General features: G+C 45.7%; 14 protein-coding genes. 8 read left to right on the top strand and 6 right to left on the bottom strand.

Features of this window, described 5'->3' with window-relative positions; translation table 11 throughout:
• Window positions 1-6 precede the first annotated feature (6 nt).
• From purD to ACXAFM_RS10030, 3 genes are all read left to right on the top strand, one after another.
• Window positions 7-1296 carry a phosphoribosylamine--glycine ligase gene (purD, locus tag ACXAFM_RS10040; protein WP_474834361.1) on the top strand — a complete coding sequence of 430 codons (1290 nt, stop codon included), beginning with the start codon at window positions 7-9 and terminating at the stop codon, window positions 1294-1296.
• 207 nt (window positions 1297-1503) lie between these two features.
• Window positions 1504-2700 (top strand): hypothetical protein, encoded by a 1197-nt coding sequence (locus tag ACXAFM_RS10035; protein WP_474834359.1) that lies wholly within the window; start codon window positions 1504-1506, stop codon window positions 2698-2700.
• A complete protein-coding gene (locus ACXAFM_RS10030; protein WP_474803701.1) occupies window positions 2700-3116 on the top strand; it encodes a hypothetical protein in 417 nt (138 codons plus the stop codon). The genes ACXAFM_RS10035 and ACXAFM_RS10030 overlap by 1 nt, the downstream gene beginning before the upstream one ends.
• A gap of 149 nt (window positions 3117-3265) precedes the next feature.
• On the opposite strand, the gene ACXAFM_RS10025 is transcribed toward ACXAFM_RS10030, so the two are convergent.
• On the bottom strand, window positions 3266-4027 hold the full coding sequence (locus ACXAFM_RS10025; protein ID WP_474834357.1) for a sugar-binding protein: 762 nt from the start codon (window positions 4025-4027) through the stop codon (window positions 3266-3268).
• Between the two features lie 163 nt (window positions 4028-4190).
• On the opposite strand from ACXAFM_RS10025, the gene ACXAFM_RS10020 reads away from it, so the two are divergent.
• The 5 genes from ACXAFM_RS10020 (at window position 4191) to envZ (ending at window position 9800) form a co-directional block, all read left to right on the top strand.
• Window positions 4191-5135 carry an ion transporter gene (locus tag ACXAFM_RS10020; protein ID WP_474834355.1) on the top strand — a complete coding sequence of 315 codons (945 nt, stop codon included), beginning with the start codon at window positions 4191-4193 and terminating at the stop codon, window positions 5133-5135.
• 121 nt (window positions 5136-5256) lie between these two features.
• Window positions 5257-6162, top strand: a complete 906-nt coding sequence (locus ACXAFM_RS10015) for a phosphoribulokinase (RefSeq protein ID WP_474803640.1) — start codon at window positions 5257-5259, stop codon at window positions 6160-6162.
• Between the two features lie 163 nt (window positions 6163-6325).
• Window positions 6326-7456, top strand: a complete 1131-nt coding sequence (locus tag ACXAFM_RS10010; RefSeq protein ID WP_474834354.1) for a DUF2855 family protein — start codon at window positions 6326-6328, stop codon at window positions 7454-7456.
• A gap of 153 nt (window positions 7457-7609) precedes the next feature.
• The gene (gene ompR, locus ACXAFM_RS10005) at window positions 7610-8332 is read left to right on the top strand and encodes an osmolarity response regulator transcription factor OmpR (protein ID WP_118491268.1); all 723 of its coding nucleotides are present in this window, start codon (window positions 7610-7612) and stop codon (window positions 8330-8332) included.
• Window positions 8333-8465: 133 nt separating this feature from the next.
• Window positions 8466-9800: a two-component system sensor histidine kinase EnvZ gene (gene envZ / locus ACXAFM_RS10000; RefSeq protein WP_474829114.1), complete on the top strand. Its 1335-nt coding sequence runs from the start codon at window positions 8466-8468 to the stop codon at window positions 9798-9800.
• A 110-nt stretch (window positions 9801-9910) separates the two neighbouring features.
• Here the strand turns inward: envZ and ACXAFM_RS09995 are convergent, their stop codons facing one another.
• The 5 genes from ACXAFM_RS09995 to hslR all read right to left on the bottom strand — a co-directional run bounded on the left by ACXAFM_RS09995 (window position 9911) and on the right by hslR (window position 17242).
• A complete protein-coding gene (locus ACXAFM_RS09995) occupies window positions 9911-11092 on the bottom strand; it encodes an MFS transporter (protein ID WP_474829112.1) in 1182 nt (393 codons plus the stop codon).
• Between the two features lie 153 nt (window positions 11093-11245).
• Window positions 11246-13672 carry a TIM-barrel domain-containing protein gene (locus tag ACXAFM_RS09990; RefSeq protein ID WP_474829110.1) on the bottom strand — a complete coding sequence of 809 codons (2427 nt, stop codon included), beginning with the start codon at window positions 13670-13672 and terminating at the stop codon, window positions 11246-11248.
• Window positions 13673-13906: 234 nt separating this feature from the next.
• On the bottom strand, window positions 13907-15469 hold the full coding sequence (locus ACXAFM_RS09985) for a phosphoenolpyruvate carboxykinase (RefSeq protein WP_474829108.1): 1563 nt from the start codon (window positions 15467-15469) through the stop codon (window positions 13907-13909).
• A 445-nt stretch (window positions 15470-15914) separates the two neighbouring features.
• Entirely contained in the window at window positions 15915-16814 is a 900-nt protein-coding gene (gene hslO / locus ACXAFM_RS09980) for an Hsp33 family molecular chaperone HslO (RefSeq protein WP_474829106.1), read from the bottom strand.
• Between the two features lie 23 nt (window positions 16815-16837).
• Window positions 16838-17242 (bottom strand): ribosome-associated heat shock protein Hsp15, encoded by a 405-nt coding sequence (gene hslR, locus ACXAFM_RS09975; protein ID WP_179984995.1) that lies wholly within the window; start codon window positions 17240-17242, stop codon window positions 16838-16840.
• Window positions 17243-17270: the final 28 nt, after the last annotated feature.

The raw sequence follows: 17270 nt of genomic DNA, 5'->3' as shown, positions 1-17270 counted from the left end.
CAGTTAATGAACGTACTTGTAATTGGCGGCGGTGGCCGCGAACACGCGCTAGCGTTTAAAGCAGCGCAGTCTTCTGATGTTTCAACAGTATTTGTAGCACCTGGTAATGCCGGTACTGCTACAGAACCTAAGCTCGAGAACGTGGCTATTGATGTAAACGACATCGCTGGCTTAGTTTCTTTTGCTCAAGGTAACGATGTTGAGCTTACTATTGTAGGCCCAGAAGCGCCGCTAGTTGCAGGTGTAGTAGATGCGTTCACTAACGCGGGTTTAATGATATTTGGTCCTACTCAAGCTGCGGCACAGCTTGAGGGCTCAAAAGCGTTTACTAAAGACTTTTTGGCTCGCCACAATATCCCAACGGCTGAGTATCAAAACTTCACAGAGATTGACCCAGCTATTGCCTACGTTCGCGAGAAAGGCGCGCCGATTGTAGTAAAGGCTGATGGTCTTGCTGCCGGTAAAGGTGTTATCGTTGCGATGACCCTTGAAGAAGCTGAAGATGCTATTCGCGACATGCTAGCAGGTAACGCCTTTGGTGAAGCGGGCAGCCGCGTGGTTATTGAAGAGTTCTTAGACGGCGAAGAAGCGTCGTTTATTGTAATGGTAGATGGCAAGAACGTACTGCCTTTTGCCACCAGCCAAGACCACAAGCGTGCGGCTGACGGTGATAAAGGGCCAAACACAGGTGGTATGGGCGCTTATTCTCCTGCTCCGGTCGTTACGCAAGACATTCACGACCGTATTATGCAGGAAGTGATTATGCCAACGGTTAATGGTATGGCCGCTGAAGGCAACGACTACGTTGGCTTTTTATACGCTGGCCTTATGATCATGGCCGACGGTACACCAAAAGTCATTGAGTACAACTGCCGCTTTGGTGACCCAGAAACCCAGCCTATTATGCTTCGCTTAAAATCTGATTTGGTTCCACTTTGCCAAGCAGCGTGCAAAGGCGAGCTTGCAGACAAAACCATTGAGTTTGATGAGCGCGCGTCGGTAGGTGTTGTGCTTGCCGCAGGCGGCTATCCAGGCAGCTATGATAAAGGCGACGTGATAACTGGTTTTGAAGACGCCGCGAAGCTAGAAGGAAAGGTTTTCCACGCAGGTACCGCACTTCAAGACGGTGATGTGGTTACCGCAGGTGGCCGCGTGCTTTGTGCGACTGCTTTGGGTAACAACGTTACAGAAGCGCAGCAAAAAGCGTATGAGCTACTTAAAACCATACAATTTAAAGATGTGTATTACCGTACTGACATTGCCCACCGTGCAATTGCCCGTGAAGCTGAAGCTTAATAAGCGGCGCATATAACACAAACATTAAATACGCGGCGTAAGCCGCGTTTTTTATATCGCCTATTTTTTTGACTGTCTTACCAAACGCTCACACCAGACTCTCACCCAACGCTCACATACTCTCACTTAACGGGTTAAAAAGACGCAACTTTTTATTTTGAGCGTATATACTTGAACGATATCAAAGTACAAAAGAATTCATGGTGAATGAAAACCCTTTACATACTGACAATATGCCTAGCATGCTTTACCTGTGCGGCGAAGAGCAGCGATTCCCTCTCTGATTCGATAGGTATCAGTGGCTTTGCTAGGGTTGTCGGGGGACAACTAGACACGAGCGAAGCTGAATTCCAAGGCTATTCAAATGATTTTAGCTTTTCTGAACAGTCCTTATTCGCGTTACAAGCGGACTTAAGCATTAGTGAAAAACTTAAATTGTCTGGCCAATTACTTGGGCATTCTAATGACGATAGAGATTCAGGTCTTGAATGGCTTTATCTAACGTATAACGCAAACTCCAATTGGAGCTTTAAGCTAGGCAAATTGAGAACCCCATTTTTCCGCTACAGCGACGTACTTGATGTGGGCTTCGCTTACCCCTGGATTACGCCTCCCGAACAAGTTTACGGCGGCTTTTTATTTTCAAACTATGAAGGCTTAAGCGCAACGTATCGCATTCACTTCGACAAATTGAATGTAGAAGTTGAAGCTTATTACGGCACTTATGATGGTACTTTTGACCGTGCAGGTGAAGAAACAGCCATTGAAGTAAACGATATTCGGGGGCTTATATTAGGCATATCTAAAGGCGGCTTTCGCGCGCGGGCTTCAGCCATAGTGTCGTCTGACTTCTTTGCAGACATCCCCGGCTTTCAAGACTTCGCTACTCTCTTAGAGCTTGCGGGTTACACAGAAAACGCCAACGTTTTCCGATTCGACTCGGACGCGGTTGCGTATCAAGCTAGCCTGCAATATGACTCTCTCGATTATTTTGTTTACTCAGAAGTTATTAAAATTGAATCAGATTTAATCAGTGTTCCTGAAGTTAATGCATACTACCTGACTCTTGGGTATCACTTTGATGAGTTTCAAATATTTACTACTATTGCTTCTGCAAATAGCAGCAATGATGTCCCCACAAATCAAATTCCGAAGGGACAATCACCACAACTCACTTCATTGTCTTTTGCCTATGATGCAATAGTCGATAGCCTTCCGCGCTATGACCTTGATTCACTTTCAGTAGGGCTTCGCTGGGACTTTAGACACAATATGTCGGCCAAAGCTGAGGTGACTTGGTTAAGTGGTGAGGAGGGACAGAACTCATTTTATTCAGAAATTAAGGATCCGAGCTTCGATAGAAATGCGGTACTCACCCAATTTGCACTAGAGTGGGTGTTCTAATGAAAACTCGCACGCTATTGTTTGCCATTCTTTTTGCCATGTTTGCTTCATTCGCAAGGTGCGAAGAAGTCATCATTGTTGCTAACTTGGAAGCGCAAGACGCTCCAACTGAAAAATGGCAAATTCGAGACATCTTTATGGGAAATTCTTCTGACTGGGATATAGAGCCTGTAGGATTGCGACCACCCAATACCGCTAGGACAATATTCAACACTAAGTTTATTGCGCTTACGGAATCCCGTATTCAGGGGTATTGGGCACAAATGCGTTTTAGTGGAAGAAAAACTCCACCAAAAGAGTTTCGTTCTCAAGAAGAAGCGTTGGCATATGTACTAAATAATAAAAACTCAATGACGTATGTTTTATCAACCACCGAAGTGCCCCAAGGCCTTGTTGTTTTGTTTAAAGAACAGTAACCAGCTACGGCTTTGTCTAGCGGTAATTCGATAATTGAATATGTGAGCATCCACAGCCAGTGGATAAAGTTTATCTTATAGCAATACACTGGCTGAAGGGGGCGCGCGAACTCCTTTTTAAGGCTCAAACGCCTTAATTTAGGTCTTCACTACTTCGCTAAAGTCACTTTCCCAAACACAGACGCATCCTTAAACCCCAGGTTTTTATCACCGTTTACCGGAGTAATGTTATGAGAGCCTAAAAAGTGTTCTCTGTCACCGCCATCGGCGTCACAGTAGGCCAACATAAAGCCCAGCGCCATATCTTCTTTTAAGGTTAATGGTGAGTTGTCTTTTCCGTGCTGATAACTATCGTCAAATACACGCACAGCCGCTTCCCAATAAACCTTATGAGGCGCCGATATATCTCGCTGCCATTTGTTTTCAACGTGATTGTTATACAGCTGCGGCACGGCTTCACCCGCTTCATTCGGACCAATATCAACAACTTGGTTGTCTAGCGCTAAGTGATAAGCGAACGCGTTGTAGTTATTAAAGTGATCGCCACCAGAGGCATCCGCATCAATAAAGATTTCTAGGCAATCATCATCCCAATATCGCTCAAGCGGGTTGGCATAGGTATCTGAGAGGTGGTCGTCTTCTATTTCTGCTAAAAGGTACAGCGCCTTTTTATCCCATCGTAGTTTATATCTACCAGAAAAGTCACTGGGCTCGGGCCTGGTGCCCCACATCAGCGAGGTCATGTCGTGCCAATCACCTTCTTTCCATGCAGCATCATTTGCTACGCCATCTATAACGGGTGCATTCGCGGTAAACATAACATTGTCCGGCTTCGCTTGTGCTGCCGGGGCAAGCATAGCGACAAGTAATGTAGAGGTGAATGCTGATACTAGCGGTTTAGTACTTTTCAACTGAATACGCTCTTAGTTTGCCTTCCTGACGTTTAAACTAACATGTTTTGAGCCCTACTGCGTTTGAAAAGCTGCACAGTAACGTCTCTCTTTATCAGAAGGATTACCAATTCATCTCTGTTATTGATATAACAAGGTTAATTCTTAAATCATAAATTTAGCTATGTCATTTCGAAACGCGTGCTATCACATTCTTGCTCCCGCTAGCGAAGCTCACGAATACAAAAAACGTAGCAAGTTGTTTGATATATTGCTTATTGCGCTGATTATCGTAAATGTAGCGGCCATGATGCTAGAAACCGTACCGGGTATTCCCACCATTTGGCAGCATGAATTGCATATCATTGAGGTCGTTTCGGTACATATTTTCACTGTTGAATACATACTTCGCGTTTACAGCAGTGCATCGGCGCCTCCCCGAACTTTCAAAGCTAACGGCATTTCCCAAGAAAAAACGACGGCATGGCAAAAACGTTGGGCTTATATAAAAAGTCCTATGGCACTGGTGGATTTAATGGCAATACTACCTTTTTACTTAAGCGTTTTCGTGGCATTTGATTTACGTATATTACGGGTTTTCAGAGTACTTCGAATTTTGAAAATTGGTCGCTATTCCCGTTCAATGCAAACCCTTATCACCGTATTGCGCAACGAGTCGCATAGCCTCATTGCTGCTATTAGCGTACTTTTGCTTTTCACTGTTATCGCCGCCACCTGCATTTACTATATCGAACATGCTGCGCAACCCGACGTCTTCAGTAGTATTCCCGCGTCTTTGTGGTGGGCACTGGTCACGCTAACTACCGTAGGTTATGGCGATGCCGTTCCCGTTACAGCATTAGGCAAAGTATTTGGTGGGCTTATCACTATCATGGGCATATGCTTTTATGCCTTACCTGCGGGCATTTTATCGTCAAGCTATACCACCCAGATGCAGTTAAAACGGGACCGGTTTAAAGATACGGTACAAAGTGCATTAGACGATGGAAAGTTGAGTGAGCATGACATCCATCATTTAGAACACGTAAGAAGATTACTAGATTTAGATGAAGAAGAAGCAAAATTAATAACGCGTTTGTTGCAGCATCATCATAAGCTCGATCGTTGATTCCGCGCTGGCTTCCGCCAAAACACATGACCTAAATTAGGCTGCGCGCGTAGGGTCGCCCCTTGATTCTTGTCGCACATCAGCTTATAACTAGTAACCGTCATTTCCAAAAAGAATTCCTATGTCTGTCAAACACCCTATTATTGCTATAACAGGTTCTTCCGGCGCGGGTACTACTACCACGACCAATGCTATTCGCCATATTTTCAGGAACTTAAATGTTAATGCTGCAGTAGTTGGTGGTGATAGTTTCCATCGTTTCACTCGCCCAGAAATGGAAGTAGAAATTCGTAAAGCCCAAGAACAAGGCAGGCATATCAGCTATTTTGGCCCTAAAGCCAACGACTTTGAACTGCTGGAGACGCTTTTTAGAGAATATGGCAGTTCGGGGACGGGACAGTTTAGGCAATACCTTCACACCTTTGATGAAGCCGTTCCTTTTAACCAAATGCCGGGCACCTTTACACCGTGGCAAGATTTACCTCAAAACACTGATTTGCTGTTTTATGAAGGTTTACATGGCGGCGTTAAAACTGAAGAAAATGACGTCGCAAAGCACGTGGACTTGCTGGTCGGCATGGTGCCGATTGTAAACTTAGAGTGGATTCAAAAAATTGTGCGCGACACCACTGATCGTGGCCATTCTCGTGAAGCGGTGATGAGCAGTATTGTTCGCGGCCTAGACGATTACTTCCACTATATCACGCCGCAGTTTTCTCGCACTCACGTTAACTTTCAGCGCGTACCGACCGTTGATACCTCGAACCCTTTCAGCGCTAGGGAAATTCCCACCCAAGATGAAAGCTTTGTTGTAGTCCGCTTCAGACGAGAAATGAAGAATGTCGATTATCCTTACTTGCTTCAAATGATTGACGGCTCATTTATGTCGCGTATCAATACGCTAGTGGTGCCAGGTGGTAAAATAGCGTTGGCAATGGAGCTTATCCTAACTCCGCTGCTTGAAGATATTCTGAATAAAAAGCGCCGCGCTGGCCATCAGATGGATTGGCTTAACACCGACGAGTAGCTTCAGGCTGTATACACCACTTCTATAGGCATATATTTAAAACATTAAGTCGTAATGGCTACTCCTCTGCGTCAGTCTAGGTTTATAGCTGCTTAGCTTTTTTTGACTAAGCTTTTTTCAACTGGGCCTTTTAACCCAGTTCTATGACCGTCGGGCATCTATTATGACTACATTTCAAAGCCAGCAGATTTGGATAGATCAGCAAGACCTTTCTAACACGAAAGTTGTTCACTGCGATATAAACGTAAGCGATTTACAGCAAGACGAAGTATTGCTTGAGACCGATAGTTTCGGCTTTTCTGCCAATAACATCACCTACGCGGCATTGGGTTTTAAAATGGGTTATTGGGGTTTCTTTCCACCACAAAGTGATGACAATGGTGATAACCCAAACGGCTTCGGAATAGTACCTGTTTGGGGCTTTGCCACAGTCAAAGCCTCGAACCACCCTGATATTCGCGAAGGTGAGAAAGTGTTTGGTTACCTTCCTATGGCGAGCCACTGGGTAATAAAGGCTGGTAAAGTCGCATCTCATGGCTTTTCTGACATTCACGAACAACGCAAAAGTATTAGCCCCGTTTACGACCAATATCTACGCTGTGCAGCGGACCCTGGCTACAACAAAGACCGTGAGGCATGGCAGCTAAATTTCAGGCCTCTTTATATGACCTCGTTTGTGCTTGATGACTATGTGGCAGAGAAAGCAAAGGGTGAAACCTTACTGCTATCGAGCGCTTCAAGTAAAACCGCGTTGGGTACAGCACAGTTACTAAAAGATCAAAAATCGGCGCGAAACGCCAGCTATCAAGTGGTTGGGTTAACCTCTCAGTCAAATGTAGATATGGTCAAAGCGTCTGACTGCTACGATGCGGTGTATAGCTATGATGACCTTAATGCGCTTACGAGTGACAAAAGCGATTCGCGCTACTGGCTTCTTGATTTCGCAGCTAACGGTACGCTAATTAATAACCTTAGCGAGCTGCTTGGCGATAGTTTAAGCGAGGTAACCTTAATTGGTGCAACAGATTGGAAAGCCGAAGAAAAGCCCAACCCCAAACTGCTTAATGCAGAGATTTTCTTCGCACCAGCACGCGTAAAACTGCGCCAAGGGGAATGGGGGCATGAGGCCTTTTTATCGAAATACGCGGGTGCATGGCAGCGCTTCGCCTTAAAAGTCAGCGATCAGTTCTTCGAACAGTCGCACCAGGGCACTGGTGCCATAACACAGTTATATCTGGAGACACTTAACGGCACGGCAAATACTAAAGCCCTTAATATCGCTACTTTTGATTAGCGTTACTTTGAGTAGCGTTACATAGCAACATGGGGCCGTACCCGCTTTAGACACTATTTGTAACAAACATGCGCTATCTTTTACGCTTTTGTCGCTTTTGTATTTCACATCTTGTGGTTATAGTGAAACAAACGTAAAACAAAAGGTATGAGTATGGGTCAGGAAACCTCTAAAATTCTCGTTGTCGATGATGACATGCGTCTGCGAAGCCTATTAGAGCGCTATTTGCTAGAACAAGGCTATCAAGTTCGCAGTGCGGCCAACGCAGAGCAAATGGATAGACTGCTTGAGCGCGAGAATTTTCACCTTATGGTTTTAGATCTAATGCTACCAGGCGAAGATGGTTTATCTATTTGTCGCCGACTGCGTCAGCAAGAAAACGACATGCCCATTATTATGCTTACCGCAAAGGGCGATGAAGTTGACCGCATTATTGGCCTTGAAATGGGTGCAGATGATTATTTGCCAAAGCCATTTAACCCACGCGAGCTTTTAGCCCGCGCGAAAGCAGTATTGCGCAGGCGCAGCAGCGAAGCGCCGGGCGCACCGTCTAAAGACGTGCAAATTGTGGAGTTTGGCAATTACAAACTTAATCTCGCCACCCGTGAGATGACAGCAGGCGATACGCCGCTCACTCTGACAAGCGGCGAGTTTGCAGTATTGAAGTCTTTGGTTACTCACCCCCGCGAGCCATTGTCACGAGACAAGCTGATGAACTTAGCACGAGGCCGAGACTACAGCGCCCTAGAACGCAGTATTGATGTTCAAGTTTCTCGCCTTCGGAGAATGCTCGAAGACGACCCAGCCAACCCGCGCTACATTCAAACTGTGTGGGGATTGGGCTACGTATTCGTGCCTGATGGCGAACAAGTTTAGCACCTATGATGGATACGGCGGATGCTACCGCCTTAGCCAGTTCGTTAGTGAAGTATGTATTCATGACGGCTAGCTACGCGTTCACATACTGTCATTACAGACACTGGCTCATTTCCCACAGTGACAGCATGTTATGCGTTTAATTCCCAAAAGTGCATTTGGCCAAACCGTCATGCTTATTGGCGTGTTGTTGCTCATAAACCAAATTGTGTCCTACATCTCGGTCACCTATTACTTTATTCATCCTAGCTACCAGCAAATTAATAGCTTATTGGCCACACAAGTAAAGTCGGTACTAGCTAACGATTTACTGGTGACTAATCAAGAAACACGTGACAGCTACTTTCAGCAAACACAGGTTCAAGTATTTGATGAAAGCGTAGCGAGAGAGAACGGTCTAGAAAGCGCGGTTTATTACAGCTATATATCAACGCAGGTTAGTGAACAGCTTAGGCAGCTTGCCGATGTACGCATTAGCACAGCCACACAAGCTAGCGACGAAAACGCGCCTTACATTGTGTGGATATCGCTTAATCGCTACCCAGACACCTGGATTTCTATTCCTATTTCAGGACTTAACGAAGCGAATATCTCCCCACTGACTATGTATTTAATGGTGATTGGGATATTGAGCGTAGCGGGTGGCTGGCTGTTTGTAAGGCGCATGACGCGGCCATTATCAGCCTTACAAAAAGCAGCAATTGCCGTGGGTAAAGGTGAGCATCCAGCGCCGCTTCGCGAACAAGGCAGCACGGAAATGATCCAGGTTACTCGCGCTTTTAACCGTATGAATCAGGGCATAAAGCAGCTAGAGAACGATCGTAATATCATGACCGCAGGTATTTCTCACGACTTGCGCACGCCGCTTACTCGCATTCGCCTTGCATCAGAAATGCTGCCAGAAGATCAAGATTGGATAAAAGACGGCATTGTGAACGACATAGAGGACATGAACGCTATCATCGACCAGTTCATAGACTATGCACGTTACGACACCGAAGAAGTGACTCAAGAAACCGATTTAAACGCGATTATTGCAGAGCTGGTGCAAGCAAGGCACTTGGATGATAAACATCATATTGAATTAAAGCTTAACACCATCCCGCCATTATCGCTGCGGCGTATTGCAATGAAGCGAGTCATCGATAACCTCATCGAAAATGCCTTCAAATACGGCTCTGATGAAATCGCCATTAGCAGTTTCTATAACCGTCACGAAAAGCGTGTGTACTGCAAAGTGCGTGATTTTGGCCCAGGCATACCTGAAGAGGAATTAAACAGTGTTTTCATGCCGTTTGCACAAGGCGATAAAGCCCGTAACTCGTCAGGCTCTGGCTTAGGACTTGCCATTATTCGAAGAATTGTAGAGGCCCATGACGGTGAGGTGACACTAAGAAACCATCCGCAGCAAGGGCTAGTGGCCGAGTTTTACCTGCCATACCTATCTGAACTGCCCGAAAAGAAATAGCACAGCGTTACACCGTTAATTTGTAGCGCTATGCATACCGGCTAGAAATGTTTGTTCTCACAAAGCCAGCTTTCTCTACTTTCTTAGGCTTCTCAGCCTTCTCAGAGCGCTCAGCCTACGGGGTCTTTGTGGTACTTTATCTTTCTGCTGTAACCGTAAGAAGCTAGCCACAGCACACACCCCCCTATTGGAATCACCCAAAATGCCGTGGTAAGCGGTACAAAGTTAGCCCAAAGCCCGGTAGAAAAAGAAGCGACCTGCACTCCGGTAGAATTGCCGATAATCGCAATGCCAGAAAGCACAGGGCCGTTGTCGCTGTCGATATTCATTGCCGCAGACAGTGCAAGCGGGAATAGCCCACCTAGTCCTAAACCTAGCAATAAATTACCCGCGCCTATGCCATAGAAAGTTGGCATCAGCTTAAGCGCAAAGACACCAGCAAGGGAAGCCGTAGCCATAAGCACTATCATGCGATGGAGTGACACAAAGCGAAGCAGAAATGGAAAGGTCAGACGGCTTATAACCATACCTGCGGTAAAGCATGCGAGTAGATTACGCGACTGTTCACCGCTAAAGTCTAAGCCGTTTTGCGCATAGCTTACAAACCAGTTAGCGTTACCAAACTCTACCGCGCCATAACCAAATGTGAGCAAGGCTAGAAACATAAAAACGGGCTGTTTGATGATGGTACCAAATGCCAAGGTTTTCTTAGGCTGTTTTGGCTGACCTTTGAGAACTTTTGCCTGCGACCGCGCAGCGATATAGGTATAGCACGATAGAATGATCATCACGCCAGCCACTACTTGAATAGGCAATCGCCAGTTTTGTTCAATAAAATATAACAGTGTTACAAAAAACGACGCAGCAAACGTACCTAAGCTGAACATGAAGTCCATTAAGCCCATCATAGTAAAGCGCTTTTCAGCGTACATCCGCGCGATTAGTGTGTGACCTATGGTAAAGATCGTTGAGCTTACCACCCCAATCAAAACAGCTAACACCAGAAACCATTGCCAAGATGACAGTACTGAGACTAAAAGCAGCAGCCCCGTATTCATGCTAAACAGGGTCGCTAATAGCGGCATGTACTCGAAGCGACTGGCGTATTTACCGCCAATCACTGCGCCCAACATCATGCCTACCGAAAACAGCGAGAACAAAGCACCACTGACGACCTCAGACATATTCAGGTCGGCGGCGATATCAGGTAGAAGTATTCCCCATAAAAGAAATAACTTACCAATTAAGAAAAAACCGGCAAAAATAACAATGGTCGCGGGAAGTCGGCTCATTTAGGCTCCACAGTTGATATCAGTTGGGAAACAGCGGATGTAGTTGTAAGGGCACAATCTAGGTAGCGCCCTTAACTTAGAAAGTGTGCCCTTGGGAAAACTGCCTAGTAAGACAGATCAGGGCCCTTTCTTATCTCATGAGCACAACTTACATTATCGCATGATCACAACTTCAACAGACTGCTGATAGTCGCAGTTAAATGCAAGCGAAAGCGTTTTCCCTTTTTCATCCCATGCAACTGGCACGCTATGGCCATCAATCAAAACACGCGAAGGTTTTTGACTAAAGCCGTGCACCACGTAGGTGATGTTGCGCTGCTTCGGCATACCGATATAGCTGCCGTCACTGCCAAGAGAAAGGGTTAACTTAGCGTTATCATCAACTGACGAGCGTAGCTGTAAACTAGTGTACAAACCTTTTTCAACAGACGCTGGATTCTTACCGTCATCTTCGTAATAGGTGTAAGAAGATGCTGCTACAGAGCTGTCGTGCCAGTAATGTATCTCTAGCTCGCGAGCATTAAACTGCTCTGTACGATCAAGCCCTTTTGACATGGGCATAAAGCTGCCTGCTTTAACCCATACAGGGAAGTTTTCTTGGGTTAACGGGTAATCTACCGTTTGCCCGCCTTGGTATTTGGTGTTTGAGAAAAAGTCGAACCAAACGCCTTTTGGAAGAGTTGTCGGCCATTGGGTCTGGTCAGGGCTAGTCACGGGTGAGACCAACAGCGCGTCGCCCCATAAATAGCTGTCGGCGTTCTCAAACCAATCGCTTTCACTATACTCCATGGCCAAGGGGCGCATTAGCGGCGTACCGTTCAGTGCATTTTCAAATGCCATCGAATAGTTGTAAGGCAGCATGTCGTAACGAAGCTGAATGAACTTGCGCGCAATAGACTTCACCGGGTCGGCATGGAAAATAGGCTCTGGGGCAATATTATCCTGTGCATGAGGCCTAAATACCGGCGAAAAAGTACCGAACTGAAGCCATCTTGTATAAAGCTCGGCATCAAAGGTTTCGCCTCCGGCAAACCCACCTAAGTCAGAATGGGTATACGCCATTCCAAAAACACTCATTTGAAGTGCCAACTCTACCTGAGGTTTAAGTCCGCCCCAGCTTCGACTCACATCGCCTGTCCACGGCACCATACCGTAGCGTTGGCTGCCCAAAAAGCCTGAACGCATCAGTACGAAGGGGCGCGTGTCGGGTTGTAGCGCAGTTAAATTGTTATACACGGTTTTCGCCCACTGATGACCGTAGGCATTGTGCACTTCTGCGCCGCTTACTTTTGTAGACTGCCACATGTGCTGAATATCGTCAGGGTGCACTTCAGGCTCGCCCAAGTCGCCCCACCAGCCCGCAACGCCCTGTGCAGCAAGCTTTTCATAGTATTGCCAAAACCAATCTTGGCCGGACTCACTGAATACATCGACAAGGCCGGTATTGCCAAAATAAAAATCAAAGGTATACGGCGTGCCATTATCGTTTTGAGCAAGAGCATTATTGGCAACGGCGCTTTCCCATTGCTTTGAAGTTGTAAGAATAAAAGGCTCGGTTATAAGCACGGTTTTTACATCTTGAGCGCGTAGCTCGCTGATCATTTTTTCAGGCTCAGGGAAAGTGACAGTGTCCCAGCTTAAGTTCCCCATGTGCCCTTTTATGTCTTTACCAAACCAGTAAAGGTCTAGTACCACGGCATCAACAGGAATATCTTGCGTGTTAAAGGCATCGACAACATCCATGACCTGCTGCTGCGACTTATAGCCAAAGCGAGAAGCAAAGTTACCTAACAACCAACGCGGTGGAAGCGGCTGTTTTCCCGTTACTGCTACGGTATTCGTAACCGTGTCTTCTAAATTTTCACCCAACACCATGATGTAGCTGGCACGGCCGCCTTGTGCCTTAAATAGCAATTCGTCGCTGTTCGTTTTGCCAATATCTAGCTCGCCAGAAGCGGTGTTATCAAACAATACGCTATAATTTTTTGACGACATCACAGCCGACAAGCCAAAGTACATTTGATTTGAAGAGGTGGTGTAACCGTAGTGTGCTTTGTTATAAAGCGGCATGCTATGACCACGACGATCCATACCTAAAACGCGCTGGCCGCCACCGTAGAGTTTTTCGTTTTCATCTAACGCAAACGACAGGCTGACGCCGTTACTGGAAATACTTAGTCCGCCTTGTTCTTTTGCTACTACTTTGCCGTTTACCGAGTAACTGATAACGTGCGTTAATTTATCGACATGCGCAGAAATATTATTGAATTTCAAGGTAAGCGTTGTTGCGGTTTCTTCTAGCTCAACATCGCCTGCGATATCTTTTGTAACTGCACTCGTGCCTTCCTCAGGAAGTGCCATAGAAGGTAGGTTTGCGTAGGGCGCACCTTTGACATCGGTAAGATAGGTTACCTGAAAACTGTTGTTACGCAGCGCCTTTATCTTAAAATCATTAGTATCCGTATCAATGGTAAGCGTTGCGTTTTCAAGTGTTGCTGTTTGAACTTCCGCTAGCGCATTTACCGAAAAAAATGCCAAACTAGCACATGCAAGTGCTATACGCTGTTTCCTGTCTATCATGCTCAAAACCTTTTTTATGCTTCCTAGCGAAGCGCACTTAATTGACGAAGCGCGCTTAATTAAAAGCCTACTTGTGTACCGTGAATGATAGCCAGTGCATTGCTCAACTTAAATAAACATACGTATTCATAATGTTAAATTTGTTAACAGCAATAAAAAAAGCCCGCAACACGGTGCGGGCAAAACATCAATCACGTTGAGTGTGATGAACGTTGGGAAGGGGCGAACGGGGTATTAGTTACCCGGCCCGGCTTTAACGATAGCGTCGCTAACGTCATATTTTTCAAAGTTCTGTTTAAAGTCGTTAACTAAGTTAGCGGCATATTCGTTGTACTTCTCTTTGTCTGCCCACGTGTTTTGTGGCACAAGCAAATTGCTGTCTACACCGTCTATTGCCACTGGCACATCTAGGTTTAACGCGTCAATGTGCTGGGTTTCAACATCAGCCAAGTTACCCGATACAATCGCATCGATGATGGCGCGCGTAGTAGGAATATCAAAACGGCTACCTGTGCCGTAAGGGCCGCCTGTCCAACCGGTATTAACTAAGTAAACCTTTGCACCAAACGCTTTAACACGCTTAATCAGAAGCTCAGCATACACGCCTGCCGGACGCGGGAAGAAAGGCGCACCAAAACAAGTTGAGAAGGTTGATTCAATATCGCTAGTAGAGCCAATTTCAGTAGAGCCTACTTTCGCTGTGTAACCGCTTAGGAAGTGATACGCCGCAGCTTCTTCAGTTAGTACAGAAACAGGAGGCAATACGCCACTTACGTCACAGGTCAAAAATACGACCGAGCGAGGTTCTCCACCACGGTTTTCAGCAACGCGCTTTTCAATGTGTGAAAGTGGGTAGGCCGCTCGTGAGTTTTGGGTTAACGATGTGTCGGTGTAATCTGGTGTACGCGTATCATCAAGCACTACGTTTTCTAAAATAGTGCCAAACTTAATCGCATTCCAAATAACTGGCTCGTTCTTTTGAGATAGGTCGATACATTTAGCGTAACAACCACCTTCGATATTAAATACGCTACCTGGTGCCCAGCCGTGCTCGTCATCACCAATCAAGAAACGCTTAGGGTCAGCTGAGAGCGTAGTTTTACCTGTGCCTGAAAGACCGAAAAACAGAGTCACATCGCCTTCTTCACCCACATTAGCTGAACAGTGCATAGGGAGCACGTCTTTTGCTGGAAGCAGGAAGTTTTGCACTGAGAACATGGCTTTTTTCATTTCACCTGCGTAACGCATGCCAGCAAGCAACACGCGCTTTTTGGCGAAGTTGATGATAACTGTGCCGTCGCTGTTTGTGCCGTCACGCTCTGGTTCACAGGTGAAACCAGGTACGTTTAAGATTTGCCAAGGCTGGTCACCTTTCACATTCCACTGCTGTGGAATAATAAATAGATTACGAGCAAACACATGCTGCCAAGCAGTTTGCGTTCTTACCTCAAGAGATAAGGCATGTTCGGGGTCAGAGCCCACTTGAAGGTGTGAAAGAAAGTGTTCTTGGGTAGACAGGTAAGCTTCTACTCTATCCCACAGTGCATCGAATTTGTCGGCGTCAAAAGGCTTATTAACTTTGCCCCAATCGATGTCGTTTTCGGTAGTTGGCTCTTTCACAATAAAGCGGTCGTTTGGAGAACGACCGGTACGTTTGCCGGTTTCAACGACAAGCGCGCCGTTTTTGTCTAATACACCTTCTCCGCGCAATACGGCGCGTTCGATGAGCTCTGCATTTGGCAGGTCGATAAGTGGCGTTACTTTCAGTTCCGTTTGAATTGAGGCTGCTGCGGTCATGGCTGTTACCCTATATGTAATTTTTCAAAAGCACTTTCAAAAAAGTATCACCTCTTTGAGTGTAATGTAAACAAGGCCTTTAGAGCATTTATAAAACGCATACTCACTATTTAGAACATACTAATTTCATAAATATTGTAAATTAATTACAAGGAAAGCCTTTACCTTGGATATAAATGCAAAAATAGGGATTAGAAAACCTATATTGATCGATGAATTTCAAAATAAAAAATTAAATTTTTTTTGAAACAGCGAGTGAAAACTTTGACTGAAACCGGGAGAAAAAGGAAAGTGGGACTGTGGAGAAAAGTTAAACACTTACTGCTGGGCATTTTTTGACCACAAGTGAAGTGTTGAGCGAATGAATTGAGATATACTGCGAGGTGTTCTGAAATAAAAAAGCACCTTTGAAAGAAGGTGCTTTAACACAGAAGTAAACAAGTAGTTACTGATTAGAAGAAGGAGCGTCGAAGTTGCCACTGTGAATAGCTTCAACGTCTATACTGTCAAAGCGGTATTCTGCATGGCAGTACTGACAGTTCATTTTGATCGCGCCTTCTTCAGCAATAATCGCGTGAAGTTCAGACTTCTCTACATGACGAAGCGCTTCTGCGCTGCGTTCCTTCGAGCATGAGCAGGCAAAGGTTACGTCTTTAGCTGGATACACTTCCACATCTTCTTGGTGATAAAGACGGTATAAAATGTCTTCAACAGGCAAAGAAAACATCTCTTCTTTGGTCAATGTTTCGGTAATTTTTGAGATGTGAGCAAATTCATTGGCCTGCGACACGTCGGTTGCGCTTGCATCGGTAGGTAGAACCTGAAGCAATACACCCGACGCTTTCGCATTTTTAGGGTCGCTCATGTCTGTCATCAGATGAACGCTGGTTGCAAGCTGCTCTGACTGAGCAAAGTAGCCCTCAATACATTCAGCAAGAGACGGTTTATCTAAAGCTACAACACCCTGATAACGTTCACCTTCATCTGGTGTAATCGTAATAACCAATACGGCCTGCGACAATAGCTCAGAAAAGGTATCTGGCAGCGTTTCCAGTGTTTCATCCCAGCGCGCCACACCGCGAAGTGTTTGCTCATGAGTGGCATTTAATACCGCGTAACTTACCGGCCCTTTACTTTGAATTTGCAGTGAAATTTCACCTTTAAACTTAAGGGTTGCCGTTAAAAGTGACGTCGCCGCAGCCATTTCACTTAGCAAAGTTTGAATTTGCACTGGGTATTCATAGCTGTGCACTATTTGCTTCAAGCTTTCATCCAGGCGAACCAGTTCGCCACGAACGTTAGCTTGAGTAAATAGGAAGCGGTGTAATTTATCGAAATCGCTCATAAGTAATCCTGTTTAGCAGCTCATTATTGCTGCTTAAATTTAATAATCTGTCTTCGCTGCTTTTTATCAGGTCTATGATCTGGTTTAGGACTGTGAAAAGCGCTCATTTTTCGTGCAGCCTGGTTTTCTTCACGTTTTGTTACACTTTCAGCCGTTTCTTCGAAAAGAGCTTGTGCCAATGGCGCACTCAAGCGCTTGTCGCTTAAGCCTAGCACCTTTATTTCGCGAATATCCCATCCCGCGGGAACTTTAATCATGGCTCCAAGCTCTACATGTTTACCAGGTTTGGCCCGTTGCCCGTTGTACTGGACTTTTCCCGATTGCACCATGTCTCTCGCAATGGCGCGCGTCTTAAAGAACCTTGCAGCCCATAGCCACTTGTCCAGCCTAACATTTTGTGGTGTATTGTTACTTTCCGATTGGCTCATGTAATAATTTCGTAATGGTGCGGCTTTA

It is taken from the genome of Alteromonas sp. ABD4_190, assembly GCF_056160105.1.
This window is presented reverse-complemented; position numbering and strand designations above follow the sequence as displayed.